The 21,857-nt window shown below is 67.4% G+C and carries 18 protein-coding genes; 9 read left to right on the top strand and 9 right to left on the bottom strand.

Features of this window, described 5'->3' with window-relative positions:
- Nucleotides 1-6 precede the first annotated feature (6 nt).
- Nucleotides 7-915 carry an SMP-30/gluconolactonase/LRE family protein gene (locus tag ABD022_RS12015; protein ID WP_414647420.1) on the top strand — a complete coding sequence of 303 codons (909 nt, stop codon included), beginning with the start codon at nucleotides 7-9 and terminating at the stop codon, nucleotides 913-915.
- Here ABD022_RS12015 and ppc read toward each other — a convergent pair.
- Entirely contained in the window at nucleotides 907-3,708 is a 2,802-nt protein-coding gene (ppc, locus tag ABD022_RS12020; protein ID WP_343821457.1) for a phosphoenolpyruvate carboxylase, read from the bottom strand. The two genes, ABD022_RS12015 and ppc, sit on opposite strands and share 9 nt — an antisense overlap.
- Nucleotides 3,709-3,875: 167 nt before the next feature.
- On the opposite strand from ppc, the gene ilvD (ABD022_RS12025) reads away from it, so the two are divergent.
- Nucleotides 3,876-5,732 carry a dihydroxy-acid dehydratase gene (ilvD, locus tag ABD022_RS12025; protein ID WP_343821459.1) on the top strand — a complete coding sequence of 619 codons (1,857 nt, stop codon included), beginning with the start codon at nucleotides 3,876-3,878 and terminating at the stop codon, nucleotides 5,730-5,732.
- A gap of 1 nt (nucleotide 5,733) precedes the next feature.
- Here the strand turns inward: ilvD (ABD022_RS12025) and ABD022_RS12030 are convergent, their stop codons facing one another.
- From ABD022_RS12030 to ABD022_RS12045, 4 genes are read right to left on the bottom strand one after another with little or no spacing between them, the layout of a single operon-like run.
- Nucleotides 5,734-7,836: a TonB-dependent receptor family protein gene (locus tag ABD022_RS12030; protein ID WP_343821461.1), complete on the bottom strand. Its 2,103-nt coding sequence runs from the start codon at nucleotides 7,834-7,836 to the stop codon at nucleotides 5,734-5,736.
- Nucleotides 7,837-7,886: 50 nt separating this feature from the next.
- Nucleotides 7,887-8,513: an ATP-binding cassette domain-containing protein gene (locus ABD022_RS12035; RefSeq protein ID WP_325124534.1), complete on the bottom strand. Its 627-nt coding sequence runs from the start codon at nucleotides 8,511-8,513 to the stop codon at nucleotides 7,887-7,889.
- Complete coding sequence (locus ABD022_RS12040) at nucleotides 8,506-9,282, bottom strand: ABC transporter permease (protein ID WP_325124535.1); 777 nt, start codon at nucleotides 9,280-9,282, stop codon at nucleotides 8,506-8,508. The genes ABD022_RS12035 and ABD022_RS12040 overlap by 8 nt, the downstream gene beginning before the upstream one ends.
- Entirely contained in the window at nucleotides 9,279-10,274 is a 996-nt protein-coding gene (locus ABD022_RS12045; RefSeq protein ID WP_343821463.1) for an ABC transporter substrate-binding protein, read from the bottom strand. The genes ABD022_RS12040 and ABD022_RS12045 overlap by 4 nt, the downstream gene beginning before the upstream one ends.
- A gap of 52 nt (nucleotides 10,275-10,326) precedes the next feature.
- Here ABD022_RS12045 and ABD022_RS12050 point away from each other — a divergent pair, with 52 nt between their 5' ends.
- The 3 genes from ABD022_RS12050 to nadE all read left to right on the top strand — a co-directional run bounded on the left by ABD022_RS12050 (nucleotide 10,327) and on the right by nadE (nucleotide 13,854).
- Nucleotides 10,327-11,037 (top strand): Crp/Fnr family transcriptional regulator, encoded by a 711-nt coding sequence (locus ABD022_RS12050; protein WP_325124337.1) that lies wholly within the window; start codon nucleotides 10,327-10,329, stop codon nucleotides 11,035-11,037.
- A gap of 117 nt (nucleotides 11,038-11,154) precedes the next feature.
- The gene (gene ilvD / locus ABD022_RS12055) at nucleotides 11,155-12,867 is read left to right on the top strand and encodes a dihydroxy-acid dehydratase (protein ID WP_343821466.1); all 1,713 of its coding nucleotides are present in this window, start codon (nucleotides 11,155-11,157) and stop codon (nucleotides 12,865-12,867) included.
- A 159-nt stretch (nucleotides 12,868-13,026) separates the two neighbouring features.
- A complete protein-coding gene (gene nadE, locus ABD022_RS12060) occupies nucleotides 13,027-13,854 on the top strand; it encodes an ammonia-dependent NAD(+) synthetase (protein ID WP_414647406.1) in 828 nt (275 codons plus the stop codon).
- A 42-nt stretch (nucleotides 13,855-13,896) separates the two neighbouring features.
- On the opposite strand, the gene ABD022_RS12065 is transcribed toward nadE, so the two are convergent.
- Both ABD022_RS12065 and ABD022_RS12070 read right to left on the bottom strand, forming a co-directional pair.
- Nucleotides 13,897-14,886 carry an LLM class flavin-dependent oxidoreductase gene (locus ABD022_RS12065; protein ID WP_325124334.1) on the bottom strand — a complete coding sequence of 330 codons (990 nt, stop codon included), beginning with the start codon at nucleotides 14,884-14,886 and terminating at the stop codon, nucleotides 13,897-13,899.
- Entirely contained in the window at nucleotides 14,883-15,341 is a 459-nt protein-coding gene (locus ABD022_RS12070) for a PaaI family thioesterase (RefSeq protein WP_325124333.1), read from the bottom strand. The genes ABD022_RS12065 and ABD022_RS12070 overlap by 4 nt, the downstream gene beginning before the upstream one ends.
- 58 nt (nucleotides 15,342-15,399) lie before the next feature.
- Between ABD022_RS12070 and ABD022_RS12075 the strand changes: the two genes are divergently transcribed.
- Both ABD022_RS12075 and ABD022_RS12080 read left to right on the top strand, forming a co-directional pair.
- Complete coding sequence (locus tag ABD022_RS12075) at nucleotides 15,400-16,317, top strand: EamA family transporter (RefSeq protein ID WP_343821469.1); 918 nt, start codon at nucleotides 15,400-15,402, stop codon at nucleotides 16,315-16,317.
- A 170-nt stretch (nucleotides 16,318-16,487) separates the two neighbouring features.
- On the top strand, nucleotides 16,488-16,910 hold the full coding sequence (locus tag ABD022_RS12080) for a hypothetical protein (RefSeq protein WP_325124331.1): 423 nt from the start codon (nucleotides 16,488-16,490) through the stop codon (nucleotides 16,908-16,910).
- 115 nt (nucleotides 16,911-17,025) lie between these two features.
- Here ABD022_RS12080 and ABD022_RS12085 read toward each other — a convergent pair whose 3' ends face one another.
- On the bottom strand, nucleotides 17,026-17,604 hold the full coding sequence (locus tag ABD022_RS12085) for a BspR family type III secretion system anti-sigma factor (RefSeq protein ID WP_343821470.1): 579 nt from the start codon (nucleotides 17,602-17,604) through the stop codon (nucleotides 17,026-17,028).
- Nucleotides 17,605-17,838: 234 nt separating this feature from the next.
- On the opposite strand from ABD022_RS12085, the gene ABD022_RS12090 reads away from it, so the two are divergent.
- On the top strand, nucleotides 17,839-18,174 hold the full coding sequence (locus tag ABD022_RS12090) for an STAS domain-containing protein (RefSeq protein ID WP_325124329.1): 336 nt from the start codon (nucleotides 17,839-17,841) through the stop codon (nucleotides 18,172-18,174).
- A 205-nt stretch (nucleotides 18,175-18,379) separates the two neighbouring features.
- Here ABD022_RS12090 and ABD022_RS12095 read toward each other — a convergent pair whose 3' ends face one another.
- Nucleotides 18,380-19,768 (bottom strand): L-serine ammonia-lyase, encoded by a 1,389-nt coding sequence (locus ABD022_RS12095; protein ID WP_325124328.1) that lies wholly within the window; start codon nucleotides 19,766-19,768, stop codon nucleotides 18,380-18,382.
- A gap of 209 nt (nucleotides 19,769-19,977) precedes the next feature.
- Between ABD022_RS12095 and ABD022_RS12100 the strand changes: the two genes are divergently transcribed.
- The gene (locus ABD022_RS12100) at nucleotides 19,978-20,967 is read left to right on the top strand and encodes a GlxA family transcriptional regulator (protein ID WP_343821471.1); all 990 of its coding nucleotides are present in this window, start codon (nucleotides 19,978-19,980) and stop codon (nucleotides 20,965-20,967) included.
- The last annotated feature ends 890 nt before the right edge of the window (nucleotides 20,968-21,857 follow it).

Here is a 21,857-nt window from a genome sequence, read left to right on the forward strand (position 1 = left end):
CCTCCGGTGCGCCGGGCCGTCCGTTCGGCCGCGGAGGCCGAACTGGTCCTGCACCTGCGCAACCAGACGGGAGAAAGTCCCGTCTGGCATGCGGGTGAACAGGCCCTGTACTGGGTCGACATCCAGGCAGGCGCATTGCATCGCTGGCGTGTTCGGGACCAGCAGCACACCAGCTGGCGTGCCGGCCAGCAGCTGGGCTGCGTGGCCCGCCTGTCCGGCGGCGGCTGGGTCGGTGCCATGGAAGACGGCATCTACCGCCTGACACCCGACGAAGACCAGGTGCTGCGGACCGAGCGATGGGCCGAAGCCGGGCATGCGCGGCCGGGCATGCGCTTCAATGACGGCCGCTGCGACCGCCAGGGCCGCTTCTGGGTGGGCACCATGCTGATGGACATGTCCCGGGCCGCGGCAGCCGGCGCCCTGTACCGCCTGACGGGGCAGGGCGGCCAGCTGCAGCTGGACCGGATGATCGAGGACCTGATCGTGCCCAACGGCCTGGCATTCAGCCCCGATGGGCGCACCATGTATTTTTCGGATTCCCATCCGCTGCGGCAATGCGTGTGGGCCTGCGACTATGACATTGACGCAGGCGTCCCGGGCCAGCGCCGTGTGTTCATCGAGAAATTGCCGGGCGGCCGCCCCGATGGCGCCGCCATCGATGCCGACGGGTGCTACTGGATCTGCGGCAACGACGCGGGGCTGGTGCATCGCTACACCCCGGATGGCCGGCTGGACCGCAGCCTGCGCGTGCCCGTGGCCAAGCCCGCCATGTGCGCCTTCGGCGGTCCGGGGCTGGATACCCTGTTCGTGACTTCGATCCGCTTGCCGGATGCACCGCCGCATGCGCTGGATGGCGCGGTGTTCGCCTTGCGGCCGGGCGTGTGCGGGATCGAGGAGCCGGCTTTCTTAGCCTGAGTTCCGCAGTCCCGCGGCAATGCCGTTGATGGTCATGTGGATCGCCCGCTGGTCGCGCGATTCCTGCTCGTCGGCACGGCGCGCGGACGATTGGCCCGAGCGCACGCGGCGCAGCAGTTCGACCTGCAGGTGGTTCAGCGGGTCGATGTAGGCAAAGCGTTCGGCCAGGGCGCTGCGCAGGGGTTCGTCGTGCGCCAGCAGGTCGTGGCCGGTGACGGCGCGGAAGGCATCCAGCGTGGCCTGGTATTCCGTGGCGATGCGTTCGAAGATCTGCTTGCGCAGGGTCTTGTCGGGCACCAGTTCGGCGTAGGCCCTGCCGATGGCGAGGTCGGTCTTGGCCAGCACCTGCTCCATGTTGGACAGCAGGGTGCGGAAGAAGGGCCAGTCCCGCACCATGGCCTGCAGGCGCGCCAGCCGCTCCTCTCGCGTCAGGGCCTGGTCGGGCCCGCCTTCGGACAGGTAGCGCCCCAGCGCCGTTCCCATGCCGTACCAGCCGGGCAGGGGCAGGCGGCACTGGGCCCAGGAAAATGACCAGGGAATGGCCCGCAGATCCTCGATGCGATGCAGCGCCTTGCGCGAGGAAGGCCTCGAGCCGATGTTCAGACCGGCGATCTCGCGGATCGGCGTCGAGGCGAAGAAGTAGTCCGTGAAGCCTTCCGTGCCGTAGACCAGGTCGCGATAGGCTTGCCGCGCGGTTTCCGACATCCAGGCCATGGCCTCGCCGTACAGGGCGGCGTGCTCGTCTTCGGCGCGGGAGGCCGGCGAGCCGGCCGCCAGGCTGGCCTCCAGGGTGGCGGCGACGAACAGTTCCAGGTGCGAGCGCCCGACTTCGGCGTCCTTGTAGCGGCCCTGGATGATTTCGCCTTGTTCGGTCAGGCGGATCTGGTTGTTCACGGTGCCCGGCGGCTGCGACAGGATGGAGTCGTAGCTGGGGCCACCGCCGCGGCCCACCGAGCCACCGCGCCCGTGGAACAGCCGCAGGCGGGTGCGGTGCTTGCGGAAGACTTCGACCAGGCGCCGCTCGGTCTGGTAGAGCGACCAGTTCGATGTCAGGTAGCCGCCGTCCTTGTTGCTGTCGGAATAGCCCAGCATCACTTCCTGGATGCCGTGCTGCGCGTGGCGCACGCGCGCGGCGACCTCGGGCAGCGACAGCCAGGCATCCATGATGTCCGGGCCACGCTCCAGGTCGGGAATGGTTTCGAACAGCGGCACCACCATCAGCCCGCCGCCGGGGGCGGCGTCGTTCGTCGCGGCCGGGGCGATCAGGCCGGTTTCCTGCTGCAGCACCAGGACTTCCAGCAGGTCGCTGAGCGTTTCGGTATGGGATACGATCGTCTGGCGCAGGGCAGCCTCGCCGAAGCGGCGGCGGCAGTCGGCGGCCATGCGCAGGATGGCCAGTTCCTTGGTCGTTTCGGCCGAATATTCGATCCAGGGCGACACCAGCGGGCGTGGCTCGCGCAGTTCCTGGCGCAGCACGCGGACACGGTCTTCCTCGGACAGCCGGGCATAGCGCACGGGCTTGCCGTCCAGGGTCACGCGGGCGTGCCGCATCAGCTCGTCGAGCACGCGTTCGTGGACGTCGGAGCTTTGCCGCAGGTCCACCGTGGCCAGGTGCAGGCCGAAGATGCCGACCGCCTGGCGCAGGTGCGTCAGGCGCAGCCTGGCAACCAGGGCGCCGTGGTGCGCGTCCAGCGATTCGGCCACGATGCGCAGGTCTTCGGCCAGCTCGGCGGCCGTGCCGTAGGCGGGGGCTTCGTAGATGTTGCGCCGGGCCAGGCGCCTGCCGGTCAGCGCCTGCGCGGTGGCGGCGAGCCGGGCGTAGATGTGGATGCAGGCGCGCCGGTAGGGCTCGTCCTGGCGGTGGGGAGACGGGTCCTGGCTGGCGGCGGCCAGTTCGGCCAGGGCCGGGGTGACGCGCATCAGGGATTGCGAGACCGACAGCTCGGCGCCCAGGGCGTGGACTTCGGTCAGGTAGTAGCGCAGGACGTGTGCGCACTGGCGCAGCAGCGCCTGTTCCAGCGTGCCGTCATCCACGTTCGGGTTGCCGTCGCGGTCGCCGCCGATCCAGCTGCCCATGTGGACGAAAGGCGGCAGCGGCGTGTTGTCCACGTCGAACACGGAACGCGCCGGTTTGCGCAGCAGCGCCCCCATGTCCAGGTGGAGCTGGGGCAGCGTGCTGAAAAAAGTGCTGGTGTAGTAGGACAGGGCGTTGTCGATTTCGTCGAGCACGGTGAGCTTGCTCTGGCGCAGCATGCGGGTCTGCCACAGGGCGGCGATCAGCCCGGTCAGGTGCTCGTGCAGCCGGGCGGCTTCCAGCGGCGCGTGCGGCGTATCCAGCTGGCGCAGCTGCCGGGCGATGGCCTGGTGCAGGTCCAGCGTGCTCTTGCGCTGCACCTCGGTGGGATGCGCCGTCAGCACGGGCACGATGCAGGCCGAGGCCAGGTGCTGGCGGATGCGGGCGCCGGACAGGCCGGCAGCCTGCAGCAGTTCCACCGCGTGCCGCAGGCTGCCCGGCGTGGCGGGGCCTTCGGCCTGCCATTGCTGACGCTGCCGGCGAGTCTGGTCGCGGTCTTCTGCGATGTTGGACAGGTGCAGGAAATAGCTGAACGCACGCGCCACGGAATTGGCTTCGCCGTCGGCCAGGCGGCGGATCTGGCGCTCCAGCGTGCGGCCGTCGCGGTCCTGGCCCTCGCGGCGGAATTTCACGGCGGCGCGGCGCAGTTTCTCGATCACGTCGTAGACGGCGCGGCCTTCGCAGTCCCGGATGACTTCCCCCAGAGTCCGGCCCAGCATCCGGATGTCTTGTCGCAGAGGGGAAATGGCTTCACTCGGGGTTGCGGGCTTCACAGGGTCTCCATCGTAGGGAATCGGGACGTGCGCATCCAGCCCGCCTGTGCTGCGGGGCGGGATGATCCTTTATCATAAGCGCTTTTGCCCCTCCCGTTTCCAGGACAGTCGCCATGCCGCACTACCGTTCCCGCACTTCGACCCACGGCCGCAACATGGCCGGCGCCCGCGCCCTCTGGCGCGCCACCGGCATGAAGGACGGGGACTTCAGCAAGCCCATCATCGCCGTGGTGAATTCCTTCACCCAGTTCGTGCCGGGCCACGTGCACCTGAAGGACATGGGCCAGCTGGTCGCGCGGCAGATCGAGGCTGCCGGTGGCGTGGCCAAGGAATTCAACACCATCGCCGTGGACGACGGCATCGCCATGGGGCACGGCGGGATGCTGTATTCGCTGCCGTCGCGCGAGCTGATCGCCGATTCCGTCGAATACATGGTCAACGCGCACTGCGCCGATGCCATGGTCTGCATCTCCAACTGCGACAAGATCACTCCGGGCATGCTGATGGCCGCCATGCGCCTGAACATCCCGACCGTGTTCGTGTCCGGCGGCCCCATGGAAGCCGGCAAGGTCATCGCCAAGGACGGCAAGACCGTGGTGCGCAAGCTGGACCTGGTCGATGCCATGATCGAAGCGGCCGATCCCAACATCACGGACGCGCAGGCCGAGACCGTCGAGCGCAGCGCCTGCCCGACGTGCGGCTCCTGTTCGGGCATGTTCACGGCCAATTCCATGAACTGTCTGACCGAGGCCCTGGGCCTGGCGCTGCCGGGCAACGGCACGGTGGTGGCCACGCATGCCCGGCGCAAGGGTCTGTTCGAACTCGCGGGCAGCCTGATCGTGCAGTTGTGCAAGCGCTGGTACGAGCAGGACGACGCTTCCGTCCTGCCGCGCAGCATCGCCACCTTCGAGGCCTTCAGCAACGCCATGACGCTCGACGTGGCGATGGGCGGGTCCACCAACACCGTGCTGCACCTGCTGGCGGCCGCCCAGGAAGCCGGCGTGGCCTTCACCATGGCCGACATCGACCGGATCTCGCGTCGCGTGCCGTGCCTGTGCAAGGTCGCCCCGGCCACGCCCGACTACCACATAGAAGACGTGCACCGCGCGGGCGGCATCATGGGCATCCTGGCCGAGCTCGCCCGGGCGGAACTGCTGGACCTGAGCGTGGGCAATGTGCATGCCGGCACCCTGGGCGAGGCCATCCGCCGCTGGGACGTGCTGGGCGAGCAGGGCGCCGGCGTGGCGGACTTCTACCGCGCGGCGCCCGGCGGCGTGCCCTCGCAGACCGCATTCAGCCAGGACCGCTACTACGAAACCCTGGACCTGGACCGTGAATCCGGCTGCATCCGCGACCGGGCGCACGCCTATTCGCAGGACGGCGGCCTGGCGGTGCTGTATGGCAACCTGGCCCCCAACGGCTGCATCGTCAAGACCGCCGGGGTGGACGACAGCATCCTGACCTTCACCGGCCGCGCGCGCGTCTACGAAAGCCAGGAAACCGCGGTTGAAGGCATCCTGGGCGGCGAAGTCGTGGCCGGCGACGTGGTCATCATCCGCTACGAAGGCCCCAAGGGCGGCCCCGGCATGCAGGAAATGCTGTACCCCACGTCCTACCTGAAGTCCATGGGCCTGGGCAAGTGCGCGGCCCTGCTGACGGACGGCCGTTTTTCCGGCGGCTCGTCGGGCCTGGTGATCGGCCACGCATCGCCCGAGGCCGCCGAGGGCGGCAACATCGCCCTGGTCGAAGACGGCGACACGATCGAGATCGACATTCCCAATCGCCGCATCAACCTGGCAATCGACGACCAGGCCCTGGCGGCGCGCCGCGCGGCCATGGAGGCGCGCGGCCCGAAGGCTTGGAAACCCGTGGATCGCCAGCGGGAAGTTTCCCAGGCACTGCGGGCCTATGCCGCGCTGGCGACCTCGGCCGACCGGGGCGCGGTGCGCGACGTCGGCCAACTGCGCTGAGTCAGAACCTGTAGCTCACGCCCGCCGTCACGCTGCGGCCGTTGCCGGGCAGGAACGTGGGCATGGCGGTGGTCCCCGTATTGCGGATGACGAAGGCGCTGGCGTAGGCTTCGTTGGTCAGGTTGTCGCCCTGCACGTAAGCCTGCCAGTGCTTGCCGATCTGGTAGTCCACCTTGAACCCGAGCAGGGCGTAGCTGTCCTGCCGGGTGTTCGGCGTGTTGGTGTGGTTGGTTTCCGTCGACGACGGCATCCAGCGCACGTTCGGACCGAAGCGCAACCCGCCGATGCGGTACAGGATCTCGGCGCTCACCAGGTGCCGCGGTACGCCGGCGATGCGGTTTCCGGCGTATTCGCCGCCCTTGAAACGGAAGTCGCTGAAAGTGTAGGCAACGCGGTAGTCGAAGGCCGCGCCCGTGCCGGGTGCGGGCAGGCTGCCGTTCAGGCCTAGTTCGATGCCCTGGTGGCGGGTGCCGCCGCGGTAGTTGTAGGTGCCCGCAGCCGTGCCGTTGGCGGTGCTGACCGACATCAGTTCGTCCTTCACATCGCTGTGATAGAGCGTCAGCGCCCAGTGCGGCGCGTATCGGCCGCTGCCCAGCAGGCCCGCGCCGCCGATCTCGACGGTGTCGGCGCGCTGCAGTTTCAGCGTGCTCAGGTCCGACGTCATGGTCGGCGCATTGTTTGCGGCGGCGTTGTTGGTGATGATTTCCCAGTAGGTCGGCGCCTCGTTGCTGCGGCTGACGTTGACGAAGAAACGCTGGTCCTCGGCGGGCTGCCAGATCAGGCCCAGTTTCGGGCTGACGTAGCTCCAGTCCTGTTCCAGGCTTTTGCCGGAGCCGCGCTCGCGCGCGTCCCGGATCGCCTGGGTGAACTTGGCGTCGCCCACGACTGTCCATTGCTGCGCGACGTGCCAGGCGAAGCCCAGCAGGGCGTTGCGGTTCTCGGCCTGCAGGTCGTAGGCGCCGAACCGGCGCAGCTTGCTGCCGTTCTGCGGGTTGACGGCGTACAGGTCGCGGTTCATGTCGCTGCGTGACCAGTCCAGGGCCACGCGGTAATCGATGGCGCGGTACTTGCCCGCGAACTGCCATTGGGCGCCGTAGGTCATGCCATCGGTCACGGTCGCCACCAATGGGTCCTGGAAGGTGTCGTCGATGCTTTGCGCGTAGACGCCGAACGTGTTGTTCAGGTCTTCCGTGCCCCAGTACGTGCGGTTGGCGGCCCGGAATTGGCGCGACGTGCGGTGTGGATTGCGTTTGTATACGTTCAGCGGATGGTTGGCAGTATTGCCGTCACCGATCACATCGGTCGGATCGTCCTCCATCTGTGCACGCGTCACGACGAACGGAATGTCCACGTCCAGGTCCACGTACGACAGGTACGTCCGGTTTTCGAAACCGTCGCCCTGGACGCCGAAATTGCCGTGCACGCTGGTGCGGTCCGAGCCCGAGTGGTGGCGGTAGCCGTCGTACTTGTCGTGGGTGACGCTCAGGCGGCCGTCCAGGCTGCCGCGGCGAAAGCCTTTGGCGGCCTGGGCGCCGAGGCGGCCGAAACTGCCGCCTTCCACGCGCAGCACGTCCCCGTCCGTGCCGGTCAGGGATTGGAAATCCAGTTCGCCGCCCAGGGTGGTGGCGGATGGCGACAGTGCGTTGGCGCCCCGGCGTACGCTGACCAGGCGGGCGTTGCGCGGTTCCAGGAAGCCGATCACAAAGGATCCGTCGGCCTCGTTCAGCGGCAGGCCGTCCTGCATCAGCAGCACGCCCCGGTTCACGGGGTTGCTCTGGATGCCCGAGCCGCGGATGTTCAGGCGCGGCTGATCCAGGCCGCCGAAGAATTCCTGGACCACCAGACCGGGCTGGTAGTCCAGGGCATCCTTCAGCGTGACCAGGCGCGTTTCCTTCTGCGGCTCGATCAGGTTGGTGCCGCCGGCAACGCCGTCCAGCCGGGCGCGCTCGGCCTGCACGCCGGGGTTCAGGGGCGTGGCCTGGGCATCGCCGCTGACAGTGATGGGCGTGAGACTCGTGACTTCCTGGGCCAGGGCGGGGATCGGGCCGGCGGCCGTCAGGGCCAGGGCCAGTGCCAGGGGTGTGTGGGCGTGTTGTACGCTCATGGAAGGTTCCTCGGTCGAAGAAAAGGTGGAAGAGAAGGGCGGCAATCGGTTCATGCGTGGGCTGCAGCCTGTACACGCACCTGACCGCCGGCCACGTGCAGGATGCGGTCCACCAGGCCGGCCAGTTCCCAGGGCTGGTGGCTGATGCAGACCAGCGCGGCGCCGGTGGCGCGGGCCTGGTCGGCGCAGAGTTTTCCAAGATCGGCACGCATCGCCGGGTCCAGCGCGCTGAAGGGTTCGTCGAGCAGCAGCAGGTCTGGCTCCAGTGCCAGTGCTCGGGCCAGAGCGGCGCGCTGGGCCATGCCGCCCGACAGTTCGCCCGGCCAGGCGTGCGCCGCGTCGGACAAGCCCACGCGGGCGAGCCAGCGGTCCCTGCGGGCGGCGATTTCGCCGGCGGGCACTCCGCCCGCGCGCAGGGCGATGTCCAGGTTGGCTGCCACGCTGCGCCAGGGCAGCAGGCGGGGATCCTGGAAGACCAGGCGGGTGCGCAGGAATGAATTGCGGCATGTGCCGCTGTCCGGACGCAGCAGGCCGGCCGCCAGGCGCAGCAGGGTGCTTTTACCGGCGCCGCTGGGGCCGATGACGCCGATGCGTTCGCCGGGACGCACGTCCAGGTGGATGCCGTCGAGGACGGTGCGCGGTCCGAAAGACAGATGCAGGTCGCGCATCTCAAGCATGGCTGGGCTCCTGCCAGCGGGTCAGCCGGCGCTGGACGGGTTGCAGCAGCAGGAATTCCAGCAGGGCCACCAGGGCCAGGATCAGCAGCACCCAGGCGTAGAGCCGCCCACTGTCGAAGGTGCTGCGCGCATTGGCCAGCGCGTAGCCCACGCCGCTTTCGGCGCCCAGGACTTCGGCCATGACCACCAGCCGTACGCCGCCGCATGCGGCGATCAGCAGCGCCGCCGTCAGGGGCGCGGCCAGGGCTGGCAGGTAGATGTGCCGCAGCCGCGTCCAGGCCCCGAAGCGGTAGACCCGGCCCATTTCCAGCAGTCCGGCGTCGATCATGCGCATGCCCTTGACCGTGTTGACGTACATGCCGGGTGCCATCATCAGGATGGTGATGAAGATCACCATGCCCGAGCCCAGGCCGAACCAGAGCATGGCCAGCACGACCACGACCACGGGCGGGATGGCCATCAGCAGCCAGCGCAGCGGTTCCAGCAGCCCGCGCAGGCGCGCATCGTGCCCGGCCAGCACGCCCAGCGCGAAACCGATGCCGCAGCCCGTGCCCACGCCGATGGCGATGCGTGCCAGGCTGTCGCGGCTGTGCGTCCAGAAACCCGGGTCGCCGGCCAGGGTGCCGATCGCGCGCAGGGCTTCCAGCGGCGTGGCCATCAGCATGGGGCCCATCAGCCGGGCGGCCATTTCCCAACCGGCGAAGATCAGGACGACGCCCAGTGCGGACCAGCGCCGGGACGTACGCTTGGAGCGGCGCGGCACACTCATGGCCCGTAGAACCCTGCGTCGGGCAGCCGGCCGCCGACGGCTTCAGGGTTGTGCCGCAGGATCAGGCCGTAGAGGGCTTCCAGGGCGGGACGCACGGCGAGAGCGTCACGGCTTTCCAGGCGGGTGACGCGGATCGAGGCCTCGATGGCCTCGGCCGGCAGGAAGTCCAGATGCTTGTGCGCCAGGCGGGCGCATTCCGCCGGCTCGGCCTTGCACCAGCGCGCGGAACGGTCGTATTCGCGTGCGACGGCCTCCCCCAGGGCGCGGTCGCCTGCGACGCCGGCATTGGCCATGATGCCGGCCTGCGGCAGGTCGGGATGTTCCGGAAAGGTCTCGCGCCAGGCGGCTTCCAGGCTCTGCACCCGGTGCGGCGCCGTACCGCCCCGGCGGGCGTTCTGTGCCAGCAGGAGCGAGACCGACGGTTCAGGCAGCAGGGCACTGTTCGCCTCGCCGGTGAGCAGCAGGGCGATGGCGTCCTGGGCATCGCGTGCATGGCGGATACGCGGGGCGCGTTCGCCGGCCAGGCCCTGCGCGTCGAGCAGACGCTCCAGCAGCAGGGCTGGCAGGTCGCGCTGGAAGGTCGTCAGCAGCGGCTTGCCGGCCAGGTCGGCGATCGAGCGCACATCCGGGTCGGTGCTGACGAACCACAGCAGCCCCCAGACGGAAACGTTCAGCAGGCGCACGGGCATGCCGCGGTTGGCCATGATGGCGGGCAGGTTCACCGGGGTGGCACTGAAGTCGGCTTCCTGCTTGGCAAGCAGCACGCGCAATTGGTCGGGATTTTTCCAGTGGCGGAATTCCACCTTGTCGGCCCAGCCCGACAGGGCGCCCGTTTCGACCATGTGGATGAGCGGGAAGCTGACGGCGGCTGTGGGGCCGGCCAGCACCAGGCGGTCGCGCGGCGCAGCCTGGGCGGACAGGCCCGGGGCCAGCAGGATCGCCAGCAGGCAGAGACGCGCCAGGCGGTATGATGGACGAAGCGGTTCCCTCATAACTGAATGCGAATTATTATCAATCGCGTATAGTCTCATCCCGGATCGTCGAATGCCAATGACAAAAGTCAATCCGACCCAGGATTCCCCGGCACGGGTGCTGGGGCACCCTCTCTTCAAGGACGCGCCCGCTGAAGTGGCCCGCCTGCTGTTGCGGGATGCCGCGGTGCTCCACGCCGAGGACGGCGATACGCTGTTCCGGGAAGGCGAGGACGCGGTCGAATACCTGTACGTGCTGAGCGGCGGCGTCGAGGTGCTGCGCCATACCCAGGACGGGCTGGATCGCGTCTTCCACATCTTCCGCGTCGGCCAGCTGCTGGCCGAGACGGCCATGTTCATGACCCACGGCCGCTATCCGATGAACGCCAGGGCGCATGGCGACGCCATCGTGCTGTGCCTGAAGCGGACCGGCCTGCAGGCGGCCTGCCGCATCTGGCCGGACCTGGCCATGCGGCTGCTGGCGCGCCTGAGCGATCGGGTCTACCAGCGGGTCAACGAAGTGGAGTGGTTCAGCGACAGCACGGCCGCGCAGCGCCTGGCCGACTACCTGCTGCGGCTGCGGCCCGGCGAAGACTCCACCGTGCGACTGCCCCTGACGCAGCGCCAGCTTGCGGCGCATCTGGGGGTGCGTGCCGAAACCCTGAGCCGTCTGCTGGCGGATTGGGTGACGCAGGGCCGCATCGCCGGCGCGCGCAGAGACTGGATCCTGCTCGATCCGGCCTTTCTCGACGATCTGGCGCAGCCCGTCCGGCGCCGTTTCTGACGGACCTGCGGCCGGCCGGGCCGAATACCCGCGCCCGGTGTGCGCGTGACGGGCCCGCCGGCGCGAGGAAGTCTTACACTGGAAAATTCCGTACCGGCTTTTCGAAAGGATCTCGTCATGGCCAAACCGCTGCGTTCCTCGAACATCACCCAGGGGGTGGCCCGTGCGCCGAATCGCTCGATGTATTACGCGCTCGGCTACACGGAATCCGATTTCGACAAACCCATGATCGGCATCGCCAACGGCCAGAGCACCATCACGCCGTGCAACAGCGGCCTGCAGCCCCTGGCCGATGCGGCGGCCGCCGCCGTCAGGGAAGCAGGCGGCAATCCCCAGATGTTCGGCACGCCGACGATCTCCGATGGCATGGCCATGGGCACCGAAGGCATGAAATATTCCCTGGTGTCCCGCGAAGTCATCGCCGACTGCGTGGAAACCTGTGTCCAGGGCCAGTGGATGGACGGCGTGCTGGTGATCGGCGGCTGCGACAAGAACATGCCCGGGGGCATGATGGGCATGCTGCGCGCCAACGTGCCCTCGGTCTATGTCTACGGCGGCACCATCCTGCCGGGCAGCTACTGCGGCCAGGACCTGAACATCGTCAGCGTCTTCGAGGCGGTGGGTGAACACGCGGCCGGCCGCATGTCCGAAGCCGACCTGCGCAACATCGAGACGCATGCCATTCCCTGCAGCGGATCCTGCGGCGGCATGTATACGGCCAACACCATGAGTTCTTCGTTCGAGGCCATGGGCATGAGCCTGCCGTATTCGTCCACCATGGCCAACGTGCACCAGGAAAAGATCGACTCGGCCGCCGAGTCGGCGCGCGTGCTGCTCAAGGCCGTCGAACTGGACCTGAAGCCGCGCGACATCGTCACGCGCGAATCCATCGAGAACGCCGTGGCGGTGGTCATGGCCACCGGGGGCTCCACCAACGCCGTGTTGCACATCCTGGCGATCGCGCATGCGGCCGGGGTCGAATGGACCATCGACGACTTCGAGCGCGTGCGCCGCCGCGTACCCGTCATCTGCGACCTCAAGCCCAGCGGCAAGCACCTGGTGGTGGATTTCCACAAGGCCGGCGGCATTCCCCAGGTCATGAAGCTGCTGCTGAATGCGGGGCTGCTGCACGGCGAGTGCATGACCATCACCGGCAAGACCATCGCGGAAACACTGGCCGGTGTGCCCGACCAGCCGCGCGCAGACCAGGACGTCATCCGCACGCTCGACAATGCCCTGTATCCGGAAGGCCACCTGGCGATCCTCAAGGGCAACCTGGCCGAGCTGGGCGCGGTGGCCAAGATCACCGGCCTGAAGAATCCCGCCATCACGGGACCGGCGCGGGTGTTCAACGACGAGCAGTCCGCCATGGACGCCATCCTGGCGGGCAGCATCCATGCGGGCGACGTGATGGTGCTGCGCTACCTGGGCCCCAAGGGCGGGCCGGGCATGCCGGAAATGCTGGCGCCCACCAGCGCCCTGGTGGGCGAGGGCCTGGGCGATTCCGTCGGTCTGATCACCGACGGCCGCTTTTCGGGCGGCACCTGGGGCATGGTGGTGGGCCACGTGGCGCCGGAAGCGGCCGTCGGCGGCACGATCGCCCTGGTCGAAGAAGGCGACTCCATCACCATCGACGCGCATCGCCAGCTGCTGCAGCTGAACGTGCCCGACGAGACCCTGGCCGCCCGGCGCGCCGCCTGGGTGCCGCCCGCGCCGCGCTACACGCGCGGTGTGCAGGCCAAGTTTGCCTTCAATTGCTCCGATGCCAGCACCGGCGCGGTGCTCGACCGCTTCGAGGACGGGCCGGCGGGGGCTTCCCGGAAGCCCTGAACCGCAGGCATCGGGGACGGTGCCGGAGGCCGGGCCCAAGAGCCGCGATGGCGCCGGCCTTTTTTGGTATCTTATGGAACTGGATTTCCCGCGGGCCACCCAGCCCTTTCCCGTTCATATGCCTTGCCGGTCGGCCGACCGGCCCGGAGTGCCGTCTTGCTGAATGACGAACAACGCGCATTGCAATTTCAGATCCGCCTCGCCCTGGACGTGGGGGATGCATTCGACGCCCAGGCCGAAATCGAACGGCGGGTGGAATTCCTGGCCGAATTGTTGCGCGCCACCGGCGCCCGCGCGCTGGTGCTGGGCATCAGCGGCGGCGTCGATTCCCTGACGGCGGGGTGCCTGTGTCAGCGGGCCGTGGAACGGATCCGCGCGCAGGGCGGGGATGCGCGTTTCGTGGCCATGCGGCTGCCCTACGGCGTCCAGCTCGACGAAGCCGATGCCCAGGCAAGCCTGGCGGTGATCCGGCCCGACGACCAGCTGACCGTGGACGTGCGTCCCGCTTCGGATGCGATGCTGGCCGCGGTGCAGGCATCCGGCCAGGCCTTCCGCGACGAGGCCCAGCAGGATTTCCTGCACGGCAACATCAAGGCACGCCAGCGCATGATCGCGCAATACGCCGTGGCCGGAGCGCGTGGCGGGCTGGTGGTCGGCACCGACCATGCCGCCGAGGCCCTGATGGGTTTCTTCACCAAGTTCGGCGACGGCGCAGCCGACGTCACGCCATTGGCGGGGTTGAACAAGCGCCGCGTGCGGGCGCTCGCCGCCGCCATGGGCGCGCCGCGCGAACTGGTGTTCAAGGTGCCCACCGCCGACCTGGAACTGCTCAAGCCGCTCAAGCCCGACGAAGACGCCTTCGGCGTCAGCTACGAGCAGATCGACGATTTCCTGGAAGGCCGGGATGTCGCGCCCGAGGTTTTCGACATCATCGTGTCCACGTGGCGGCGCAGCGCCCACAAGCGCGCCCTGCCCATCGCGCCCTGAGGCCGCGGGCGCCGGGGCGCCCGCCATGGCCATCCGGGCCGTTCAGGTCTTCATGAACCCGGCCGCGATCTCGTAGGACTGCCTGCGGGCGGCATGGTCGTGCATATTGCAGGTGATCATCAGTTCGTCCGCGCCGGTGCGTTCGACGAAGGCACGGATCTGCCCGGCAACCGTGTCCGGCGCGCCGATGGCGGCGCATGACAGGATGCTGTCCAGCAGCTCGCGGGCCGGCGGCGGCAGGGATTCCAGGTAGCCCTCGACGGGTCGGGGCAGCAGCCCCGGCCGCCCTGCGCGCAGGTTGACGAAGGACTGTTGCCAGGACGTCGCGAGGAAGCGGGCCTGCTCGTCCGTATCGGCGGCAAACACATTGAAGCCCAGCATCACATAGGGCCGGTCGAGGTGGCGCGAAGGCCGGAAATGGCGCCGGTACAGGGCGATGGCGTCCATCATCTGCGCCGGCGCGAAATGCGAGGCGAAGGCATAGGGCAAGCCCATCAGGGCGGCCAGCTGCGCGCCGAACAGGCTCGATCCCAGGATCCAGACCGGCACCCGGCAGCCTGCCCCGGGCACGGCGCGCACCGGGCCGAGGCCTTCGAAGTAGTCCATCAGTTCGGCCACGTCGCGTGGAAAGGCATCCGGATCCGAATCCAGCGTGCGGCGCAACGCCCGCGCGGTGGCCTGGTCCGACCCCGGCGCTCTGCCCAGGCCCAGGTCGATGCGGCCGGGATACAGGGTTTCCAGCGTGCCGAATTGCTCGGCGATCACCAGCGGCGAGTGGTTGGGCAGCATGATGCCGCCCGCGCCCACGCGGATGCGCGAAGTGGCTGCCGCGACGTGGCCGATCAGCACGGCAGTGGCCGCGCTGGCAATGCCCGGCATGCCGTGGTGTTCGGCCATCCAGTAGCGCCGGTAACCCAGGGATTCGGCATGGCGGGCCAGGTCCCTGGTGTGGGCGAAGGATTCCGCCGCGCCGCTGCCTTCGGCGATGGGAGCCAGGTCCAGGACCGAGAACGGAATGGTGGAAGACGTCATGCGGGTTCCGGCAGGTTGATGAGAGTCTGCTGCATCAGCGCGACCGGCGTCTTGTTGCCCGCACTCAGGGCATAGACGTCGACCTGGGCGACGGTCAGCGTGCGTCCCGATCGGATGATCCGGCCGATGGCTTCCAGGGATTCCCCCTGCGCCGGGGCCATCAGGTTGATCTTGAACTCGACCGACAGCACCGTATGGCCTTGCGGGGCCTGCGTCATGGCGGCGAACCCGCCGGCCGCGTCGGCGATCGCGGTCGTGGCGCCGGCGTGGAAGTAGCCCAGGTGCTGCGTCAGGCTGGAGCTGTAGGGCAGGTGGATGTGCACCCGGCCCGGGGCCACATCGCCCAGGCGGGCGCCCAGGTGGCGCATCAGGCCGGAACGGTCGAAGCTGTCCCGGATGCGGGCCTGCAGGGCGGCGGAGTCTTGGGCGCCGGGCGCGGCGGTCGATGTCGTCATGGGTGGTCCTGTATAGTCGTGAATCGCAAGCATCCCGAAACCGGAAGCAATCTTCGCTGTGTCCTACGATAAGCCATTTTCCCCCGCGCCCCAAAACCCCGCGCTCGATCGCCAGCCCGCTTCCGGGCGGTCCGGTTCGGGCATCGGCCTGGCCGTCGGCCTGGCGGTGGCCGCGATGGTCAGTGTGCAGACCGGGGTATCGCTGGCCGTGCCCGTGATCCACGACTACGGCGCGCTTTCCACGTCCAGCCTGCGCCTGTGCTGGGCCGCGCTGGTCCTGCTGCTGCTCGTGCGTCCGCCGCTGCACCGCTATGGCGCCGCGCAGTGGCGGGCTGCCCTGGCGCTGGGGGCCGGCATGGCGGTCATGTCCCTGGCTTTCTTCCTGGCGATCGAACGCCTGCCCCAGCACCTGACCGTGGCGCTGGAATTCTGCGGCCCCCTGGCGGTCGCCGCCCTGGGCGCGCGGGGCTGGCGCGCACTGGCCTGGCCGTTGCTGGCCGCGGCCGGAATCGGGCTGCTGGTGTCGGGTGACGCGCACGCGGCGGGCGGAGCCGATCCGGTCGGCATCGCCTTCGCCCTGCTGGCGGCGGCCGGCTGGGGGGTCTACATCGTCATGATGAAAAAGATCGGCCCCGCCTTTCCCGGCCTGCAGGGGCTGGCGGTTTCGCTGGTCTTCGCGGCGCTGCTGTCGCTGCCGTTTGCGGCGGGCGAGGCCGGCACGATCCTGTTCCCCTGGCGGCAGCTGGCTTTCACGGCAGGGCTCGCGGTGCTGGTGCCCCTGGTGCCCTACATCTTTGAAATCACGGCCCTGCGGCGCATGCCGGCCGCCATGTTCGGCGTGCTGATGAGCCTGGAGCCGGCCGTCGGCGCCGCGTCCGGCTGGATCTTCCTGGGCCAGGACATGGGCATCGGGCAGATGCTGGGCACCGGCCTGGTGGTCGCCGCCAGCGTGGGCGTCGTGCGGGCAGGGCGCTAGGAGATCGCATTTCGTTCCTGGTCCGGAGGGTCCGAGCCGCTTCAGTGCTGTCGGCCGGGCCTTCGCCGTGTCCCCCGCGCGAAGCATGGAACTTTCGGGGCGTTTTCGTTACTCAGCCCCGATCATGTCCCCCGGAGCTCGGGGGGTCTCACAGAGGCCCGACCTTTTTCATGCGATTCCCGCTGGTTCCAGCTTTTCTGTTCAGCCTGCTGATTGCGGTCTGCCTGTCCGCAGGCGCCTGGATGACCGAGGGTTCGCTGCTCAAGGCGTATCGCGGCATCCTCGAGTCCCGCTTCGCCATTGCATTGGACCGGACCGCGGAAGGCGCCATGCATGCCGCTTCGCTGGGGGTGAGCCTCGAGAGCCAGGAAGGCACACTGGGCGCCGCCCTGCGACGCGAACGCGCCCTGGATGCCGATATCCTGGGCATGTCCGTCCAGGATGCGCGTGGCCGGAGCCTGTATGGGGACGGCCTTTTGCCGGAGCCCGCATCGCCCGGCACGCTCGGACGGGACCTGATCGACGATCTCGGGTTGCCGGCCGGGCGGATCCTGTTTGGCTTCGCATGCGGCGTGCATATGCTGTGTTTATAACACTTAACACAGCATGGTTAATCACCGGATTTATCCTCGAATACCCTGCCAAAACGGCTGCCGGAGGGTGCGTGGCGATCTGGCGGATGGGCCGCCGGGACCGGCCGGTGGTGGATCAGCCGGCCTGCAGCAGGGTGCGCAGCCAGCCCTGGGCCATGTCGGCCGTGACCGGGCTTTGCCCCTGGGCGGCAGCCTGGTCGAAGCGGATCTGCATGGCCGCGTCGATTTCCTGGCGGCGCTGCGGGCTCAGTGAAGCGGGATCGATGTCCAGCGCGCGGCAGGCGTCCAGGAACCCGGCACCCCGGGCGTTGGCGGAATGATCCAGCCGGGTGGCGAAGTCCACGCCCGACAGCGCCTGGCTGGAGGTCTGGGCCATGTCCAGCGCCTGGGCAACCGTGCGCGAGGACAGCGGCTTGCCCGGGCTGGGCTCCAGTCCGAGTTCGCGGGCGATGACCTGGGTAATCCCCGTGCCGTAGCTGTGTGCGAGGGCTTCCGTGAACAGGCGCGTCGTATCGATATCGGGCTCGACCCAGGCCACGCTGTGTCCGCCCGGCGACGTTCCGATGCCCAGCACCTGCATGGACTGCCCGGAGACGGAGATGTAGACGGCTGCGGAATCGCGCGCGGCGGCCTCGAAGTGCTCTAGGCTCGGGCCAGCGTGCGAAGACAGCGGAGCGGATGGGTTGATGTTCATAGATGAGTCGTATCGTGCGGACAGAGCGGTGGGCCGCATGTCGTGCGGAAAGACCTGCACCGCTCTCTTGGTAACCAGCATATCGGAAAAGTTCCATTCCGGCTGTACCGCGATCTTTCCGACGTATCATTTTGCTGGACGGCGCCCGGAACACGACGGGTGCGCCGTCGGGACGCCATCAAACGGTTGTTTGGCGTATGATGAAAACCGATTTTTTCACCTGATCGAACCGCCATGCCTTTTGCCATCGAAAAGTCCGGATCTGCGCTCATTTTCCAGCCCGAGGGCCTGGTCAACAGCGCCAATGCCGCCGCCTTCGAGGCCGACCTGATGGCGCAGGTCGAAAAGGGCGAGCACCGGATCGTGCTCGACCTGGGCCGGCTGGACTACATCTCCAGCGCCGGTCTCCGAGTCGTCCTGCTGCTGGCGAAAAAGCTCAAGCAATTGGGCGGCGCACTGATCCTGTGCGATATCCAGCCCAATGTGCGCGAGGTCTTCGAGATCAGCGGCTTCCTGACCATCCTGAAGGTCTGCGCGAGCCGGGAAGAAGCCGTCGAAGCCCTGGGGTGAACGGACGCAGTGCAGCGGTGATCTCCTGAACGGCCAGTTCCATGGCGTACAGTTCGTTGCGTCCGGTGATGACGCAGGCGAGACGAAGCTCGAAAACAACTGCTGCCGCTGAGACTGGGGTGCCTCGCAGGCTCGGCGCAGCAGCGGGGCAGATTCAGTTGCACGCTGTGTGGAGCGTTTATTAATACAAATTACGGCGGGTTTTTCAGCACTCCACGACATTCACGGCCAGGCCTCCGCGGGACGTTTCCTTGTATTTCGACTTCATGTCGGCCCCGGTCTGGCGCATGGTTTCGATCACCGTATCCAGCGAGACATAGTGCTTGCCGTTGCCGTGCAACGCCAGGCGCGAAGCATTGATCGCCTTGTTGCCGCCCATCGCGTTGCGCTCGATGCAGGGGATCTGCACCAGGCCGCCCACGGGGTCGCAGGTCAGGCCCAGATTGTGCTCCATGCCGATTTCGGCCGCGTTCTCGACCTGGGCTACCGTGCCGCCCTGGACCGCCGTCAGCCCCGCAGCCGCCATCGAACAGGCCACGCCCACTTCGCCCTGGCAGCCGACCTCGGCCCCCGAGATCGAGGCGTTCTGCTTGTACAGGAACCCGATGGCCGCCGCCGTCAGCAGGAAATCCACCACCCCGTCTTCGGACCAGCCCGGGATGAAGGTGCGGTAGTAGCGCAGCACCGCCGGCAGGAGCCCCGAGGCCCCGTTGGTGGGCGCCGTCACCACCCGCCCGCTGGCGGCGTTTTCCTCGTTCACGGCCATGGCGTACAGGTTGACCCAGTCCATGGCGAACATCACGTCGTCTTCCCGCTTCGGGCCTGCCTTCAGCTGGGCGTACAGGGCCGGGGCGCGGCGGCGGACCTTCAGGCCGCCGGGCAGGATCTCGTCGCTCAGGGGGCCGCGCAGGCCACAGCCCCGGTCGATCGAATCGTCCATGACCTGGGCGATGCGCAGCACGCCGGCGCGCACTTCCTGGGGCGTACGCAGGGTGGCTTCGTTGGCCATCATCAGCTGGGGGATCGTCAGGCCGTGGCGTTGGCAGGTTTCCATGAGCTCGGCCCCGGTGGAGAACGGGTAGGGCATCGGGGCGTGCTCGGGAACGGTCTCGTCCGTCTCGATGCTGTCCAGCGCGCGGATGAAGCCGCCGCCGATCGAGACGTAGCGTTCGTCCAGCAGCGTGCCGCCGCCGGCATCCCGCGCGATGAAGCGCATGCCGTTGGGGTGTTCCGGCATGGGTTTGACCCGGCCCGAAAAGGCACGCCTGGGATCGAAGTCGATGGTGTGGCTGCGCCAGATCGTCAGGCGGTGCTCGCGCGCCACGGCTTCGGTCAGCCCGCCGATGGCGGCGGGATCGACCGTGTCCGGCGCTTCGCCCATCAGGCCCAGCATGATGCCCATGTCGGTGCGGTGGCCCGCCCCGGTTTCCGCCAGGGAGCCGTAGAGCTGGATGTCCAGTTCCGCCACGCGGGGCAGCAGCCCCCGGGCGTCGAGGTTGCGGGCGAAATTGCGTGCAGCGCGCATCGGCCCGACTGTGTGCGAGCTGGAAGGACCGATGCCGATCTTGAAAATGTCGAATACCGACAGCGCCATGATGTTTCTCCTGTGCGCAGGGGCGCGAGGGGGCTTTTCTTATGGGGGTTTTCTTTGAATTCTAGTGATTTGGCAGATTCTTTATTGAATGAAAGCGACATAAGGCATGAATGAAACCGGCTATCATTCAAGAACTGAAGTATCAGTTGTCTTTTCCAGATCCACATGGATTTCATTGATGGAATAAAAACGACATAAAATCGATATAAATGAACAAAAACGACATTTCCGTGCGACTCGGGTTCGTGCTGCTGCCGCAATTCGCCATGGGGGCCTTTGCCGCGTTTGCCGACCTGCTGGGCCTGCTGGATGCGCAGACCGATACCGCCGGCCCCTGTGCCTGGGAGGTCGTGGCCGATACCCTGATTCCCGTGCGCTCCGCCAGCGGCATCCAGGTCGTGCCGACCGATCTGCTGGGCGATCCACTGCGTTTCGACTATGTGGTCGTGGTGGGCGGCCCGCTGTTGCCCGCAGCCGATGCCGGTCCGGCGCTGCTGGCCTGGCTGCGCCAGGCAGCTCGTGGGGGGCGGCACCTGGCCGGGTTGTGCAATGGGGTCCACACCCTGGCGCGTGCTGGCGTGCTGTCTGGCCATCGTGTGTGCGTCGGCGGTGACCAGTACCGGGATTTCGTCGACCGCTTCCCCGCCATACCGCCGGAGCGGATCGTCATCGATCGCCCTGCGGTGTTCGACCGGCGGCGCATCACCTGCGTCGGCGGGGCGGCCGTCACCGACGTGGCCGTGCGCATCCTGCGCCGCCACTTGCCCGAGGCCGACGTCCGCCGCGCCCTGCGCTGCCTGCAGATCGACGCGGACGGCGCGCGCGGCGGGCAGATCCAGCCCCCGCCGCCCGGCGTGCCGGCCGACAGCCCGCCCGCCCTGCGCCGCGCCGCGCTGGTGATCGAGCAATACGCGGGGCAGATCCCCAGCCTGGACGAACTGGCGGGGCGCCTGGGTCTGTCCGCGCGCCAGCTGCAGCGCCTGTTCCGCCAGCACCTGAACACCACGCCCCAGGCCTATGCGCGCCGTGTGCGGCTGCGCCAGGCCGCCTGGATGCTGCGCCACACCGACAAGGCCATCGCCGCCATCGCGTCCGATTGCGGCTTTGCCGATGCCGCCCACATGGGCCGGGTCTTTCGCGCCGAACACGGCATGGCGCCGGGTGCGTGGCGGCGGGCCGGCGCCGAAAACACCGTATAATGACGATCCTTTTCCGGGACGGAAGTCTTCCGTCCCGACCCTGCCCGGGTGGTGAAATTGGTAGACGCAGGGGACTCAAAAATAGGTACTTCTACCTATTTGCACTATGAGTTCAATGCTCACCAAGCCGCATGGGATAAGGGTTTGCAGGGATTTGTAGCTTCTTTGCGAAAACATTGATTTTCGCTCTAGGAGCCAAATAGGAGCCAGACCAGTTCATACTGGTTCCTAGCAGGTGGTAGTAAGTAGTAGTGAAGTAGAACTGCTTCACAATTTTGCCCGGGTGGTGAAATTGGTAGACGCAGGGGACTCAGACCAAATTTGAGCCCTCCGAGGGAAACCTCAGAGGTGAAGCCCGTCAAACTCGGTGAAGGCCCTGGACGATAAGTCCGAGCTAATGCCGAGCCAAGCCCTGGAGCCGAAAGGCCCCTCGGAAGGTGTAGAGAGCAGACGGCGGGCACCTAAGGCAAAGCGATAACACGCGATGCTACGGTGAAGGCGTGCTCCAGACCACGAACGTCATGCTTCGGCATGGCGGCGATGAAAATCGAAGTGGTAAGAAAATCCCCCGCCGCAAGGCGTGCCGGTTCGATTCCGGCCCCGGGCACCAATTTCGGAAGGCCGTCTCTGTTTTTACAGAGACGGCCTTTTTTGCGTCAAGAAGCATCATATTCAGTTTGTTTGAACTGACCTCAGATTGAGCTTAACTCAATTCTGGAATTGCAAACTTCACCCCGATATGGTAACAAGACATTATAAAAGAAGACATTAGAGAGACCGCTTTTAAGAGCACAATTTTTGAATTTTGAGTGTTTCTTGCGTAGTACTTACAAGAACAGCGAGATAAGTAGCTCTTAATCAAGGGCGAAGGTATCCAGCCAGAAGAACTT

The organism is Castellaniella daejeonensis (assembly GCF_039523555.1).
In the GTDB taxonomy this organism is placed as follows: Bacteria; Pseudomonadota; Gammaproteobacteria; order Burkholderiales; family Burkholderiaceae_B; genus Castellaniella; species Castellaniella daejeonensis.

Excerpts from the sequence above, each read along its gene's own strand:
- ABD022_RS12080 (WP_325124331.1), top strand. The coding sequence starts at position 16,488 with ATGCGATTCCCGCTGGTTCCAGCTTTTCTGTTCAGCCTGCTGATTGCG.
- ABD022_RS12070 (WP_325124333.1), bottom strand. The coding sequence starts at position 15,341 with ATGACGACATCGACCGCCGCGCCCGGCGCCCAAGACTCCGCCGCCCTG.
- ABD022_RS12040 (WP_325124535.1), bottom strand. The coding sequence starts at position 9,282 with ATGAGTGTGCCGCGCCGCTCCAAGCGTACGTCCCGGCGCTGGTCCGCA.
- ABD022_RS12030 (WP_343821461.1), bottom strand. The coding sequence starts at position 7,836 with ATGAGCGTACAACACGCCCACACACCCCTGGCACTGGCCCTGGCCCTG.
- ABD022_RS12065 (WP_325124334.1), bottom strand. The coding sequence starts at position 14,886 with ATGACGTCTTCCACCATTCCGTTCTCGGTCCTGGACCTGGCTCCCATC.
- ABD022_RS12095 (WP_325124328.1), bottom strand. The coding sequence starts at position 19,768 with ATGGCGCTGTCGGTATTCGACATTTTCAAGATCGGCATCGGTCCTTCC.
- ilvD (WP_343821459.1), top strand. The coding sequence starts at position 3,876 with ATGCCGCACTACCGTTCCCGCACTTCGACCCACGGCCGCAACATGGCC.
- ABD022_RS12050 (WP_325124337.1), top strand. The coding sequence starts at position 10,327 with ATGCCAATGACAAAAGTCAATCCGACCCAGGATTCCCCGGCACGGGTG.
- ABD022_RS12085 (WP_343821470.1), bottom strand. The coding sequence starts at position 17,604 with ATGAACATCAACCCATCCGCTCCGCTGTCTTCGCACGCTGGCCCGAGC.
- ABD022_RS12090 (WP_325124329.1), top strand. The coding sequence starts at position 17,839 with ATGCCTTTTGCCATCGAAAAGTCCGGATCTGCGCTCATTTTCCAGCCC.
- ilvD (WP_343821466.1), top strand. The coding sequence starts at position 11,155 with ATGGCCAAACCGCTGCGTTCCTCGAACATCACCCAGGGGGTGGCCCGT.
- ABD022_RS12100 (WP_343821471.1), top strand. The coding sequence starts at position 19,978 with ATGAACAAAAACGACATTTCCGTGCGACTCGGGTTCGTGCTGCTGCCG.
- ABD022_RS12035 (WP_325124534.1), bottom strand. The coding sequence starts at position 8,513 with ATGCTTGAGATGCGCGACCTGCATCTGTCTTTCGGACCGCGCACCGTC.
- ppc (WP_343821457.1), bottom strand. The coding sequence starts at position 3,708 with ATGCTGGGCCGGACTCTGGGGGAAGTCATCCGGGACTGCGAAGGCCGC.
- ABD022_RS12045 (WP_343821463.1), bottom strand. The coding sequence starts at position 10,274 with ATGAGGGAACCGCTTCGTCCATCATACCGCCTGGCGCGTCTCTGCCTG.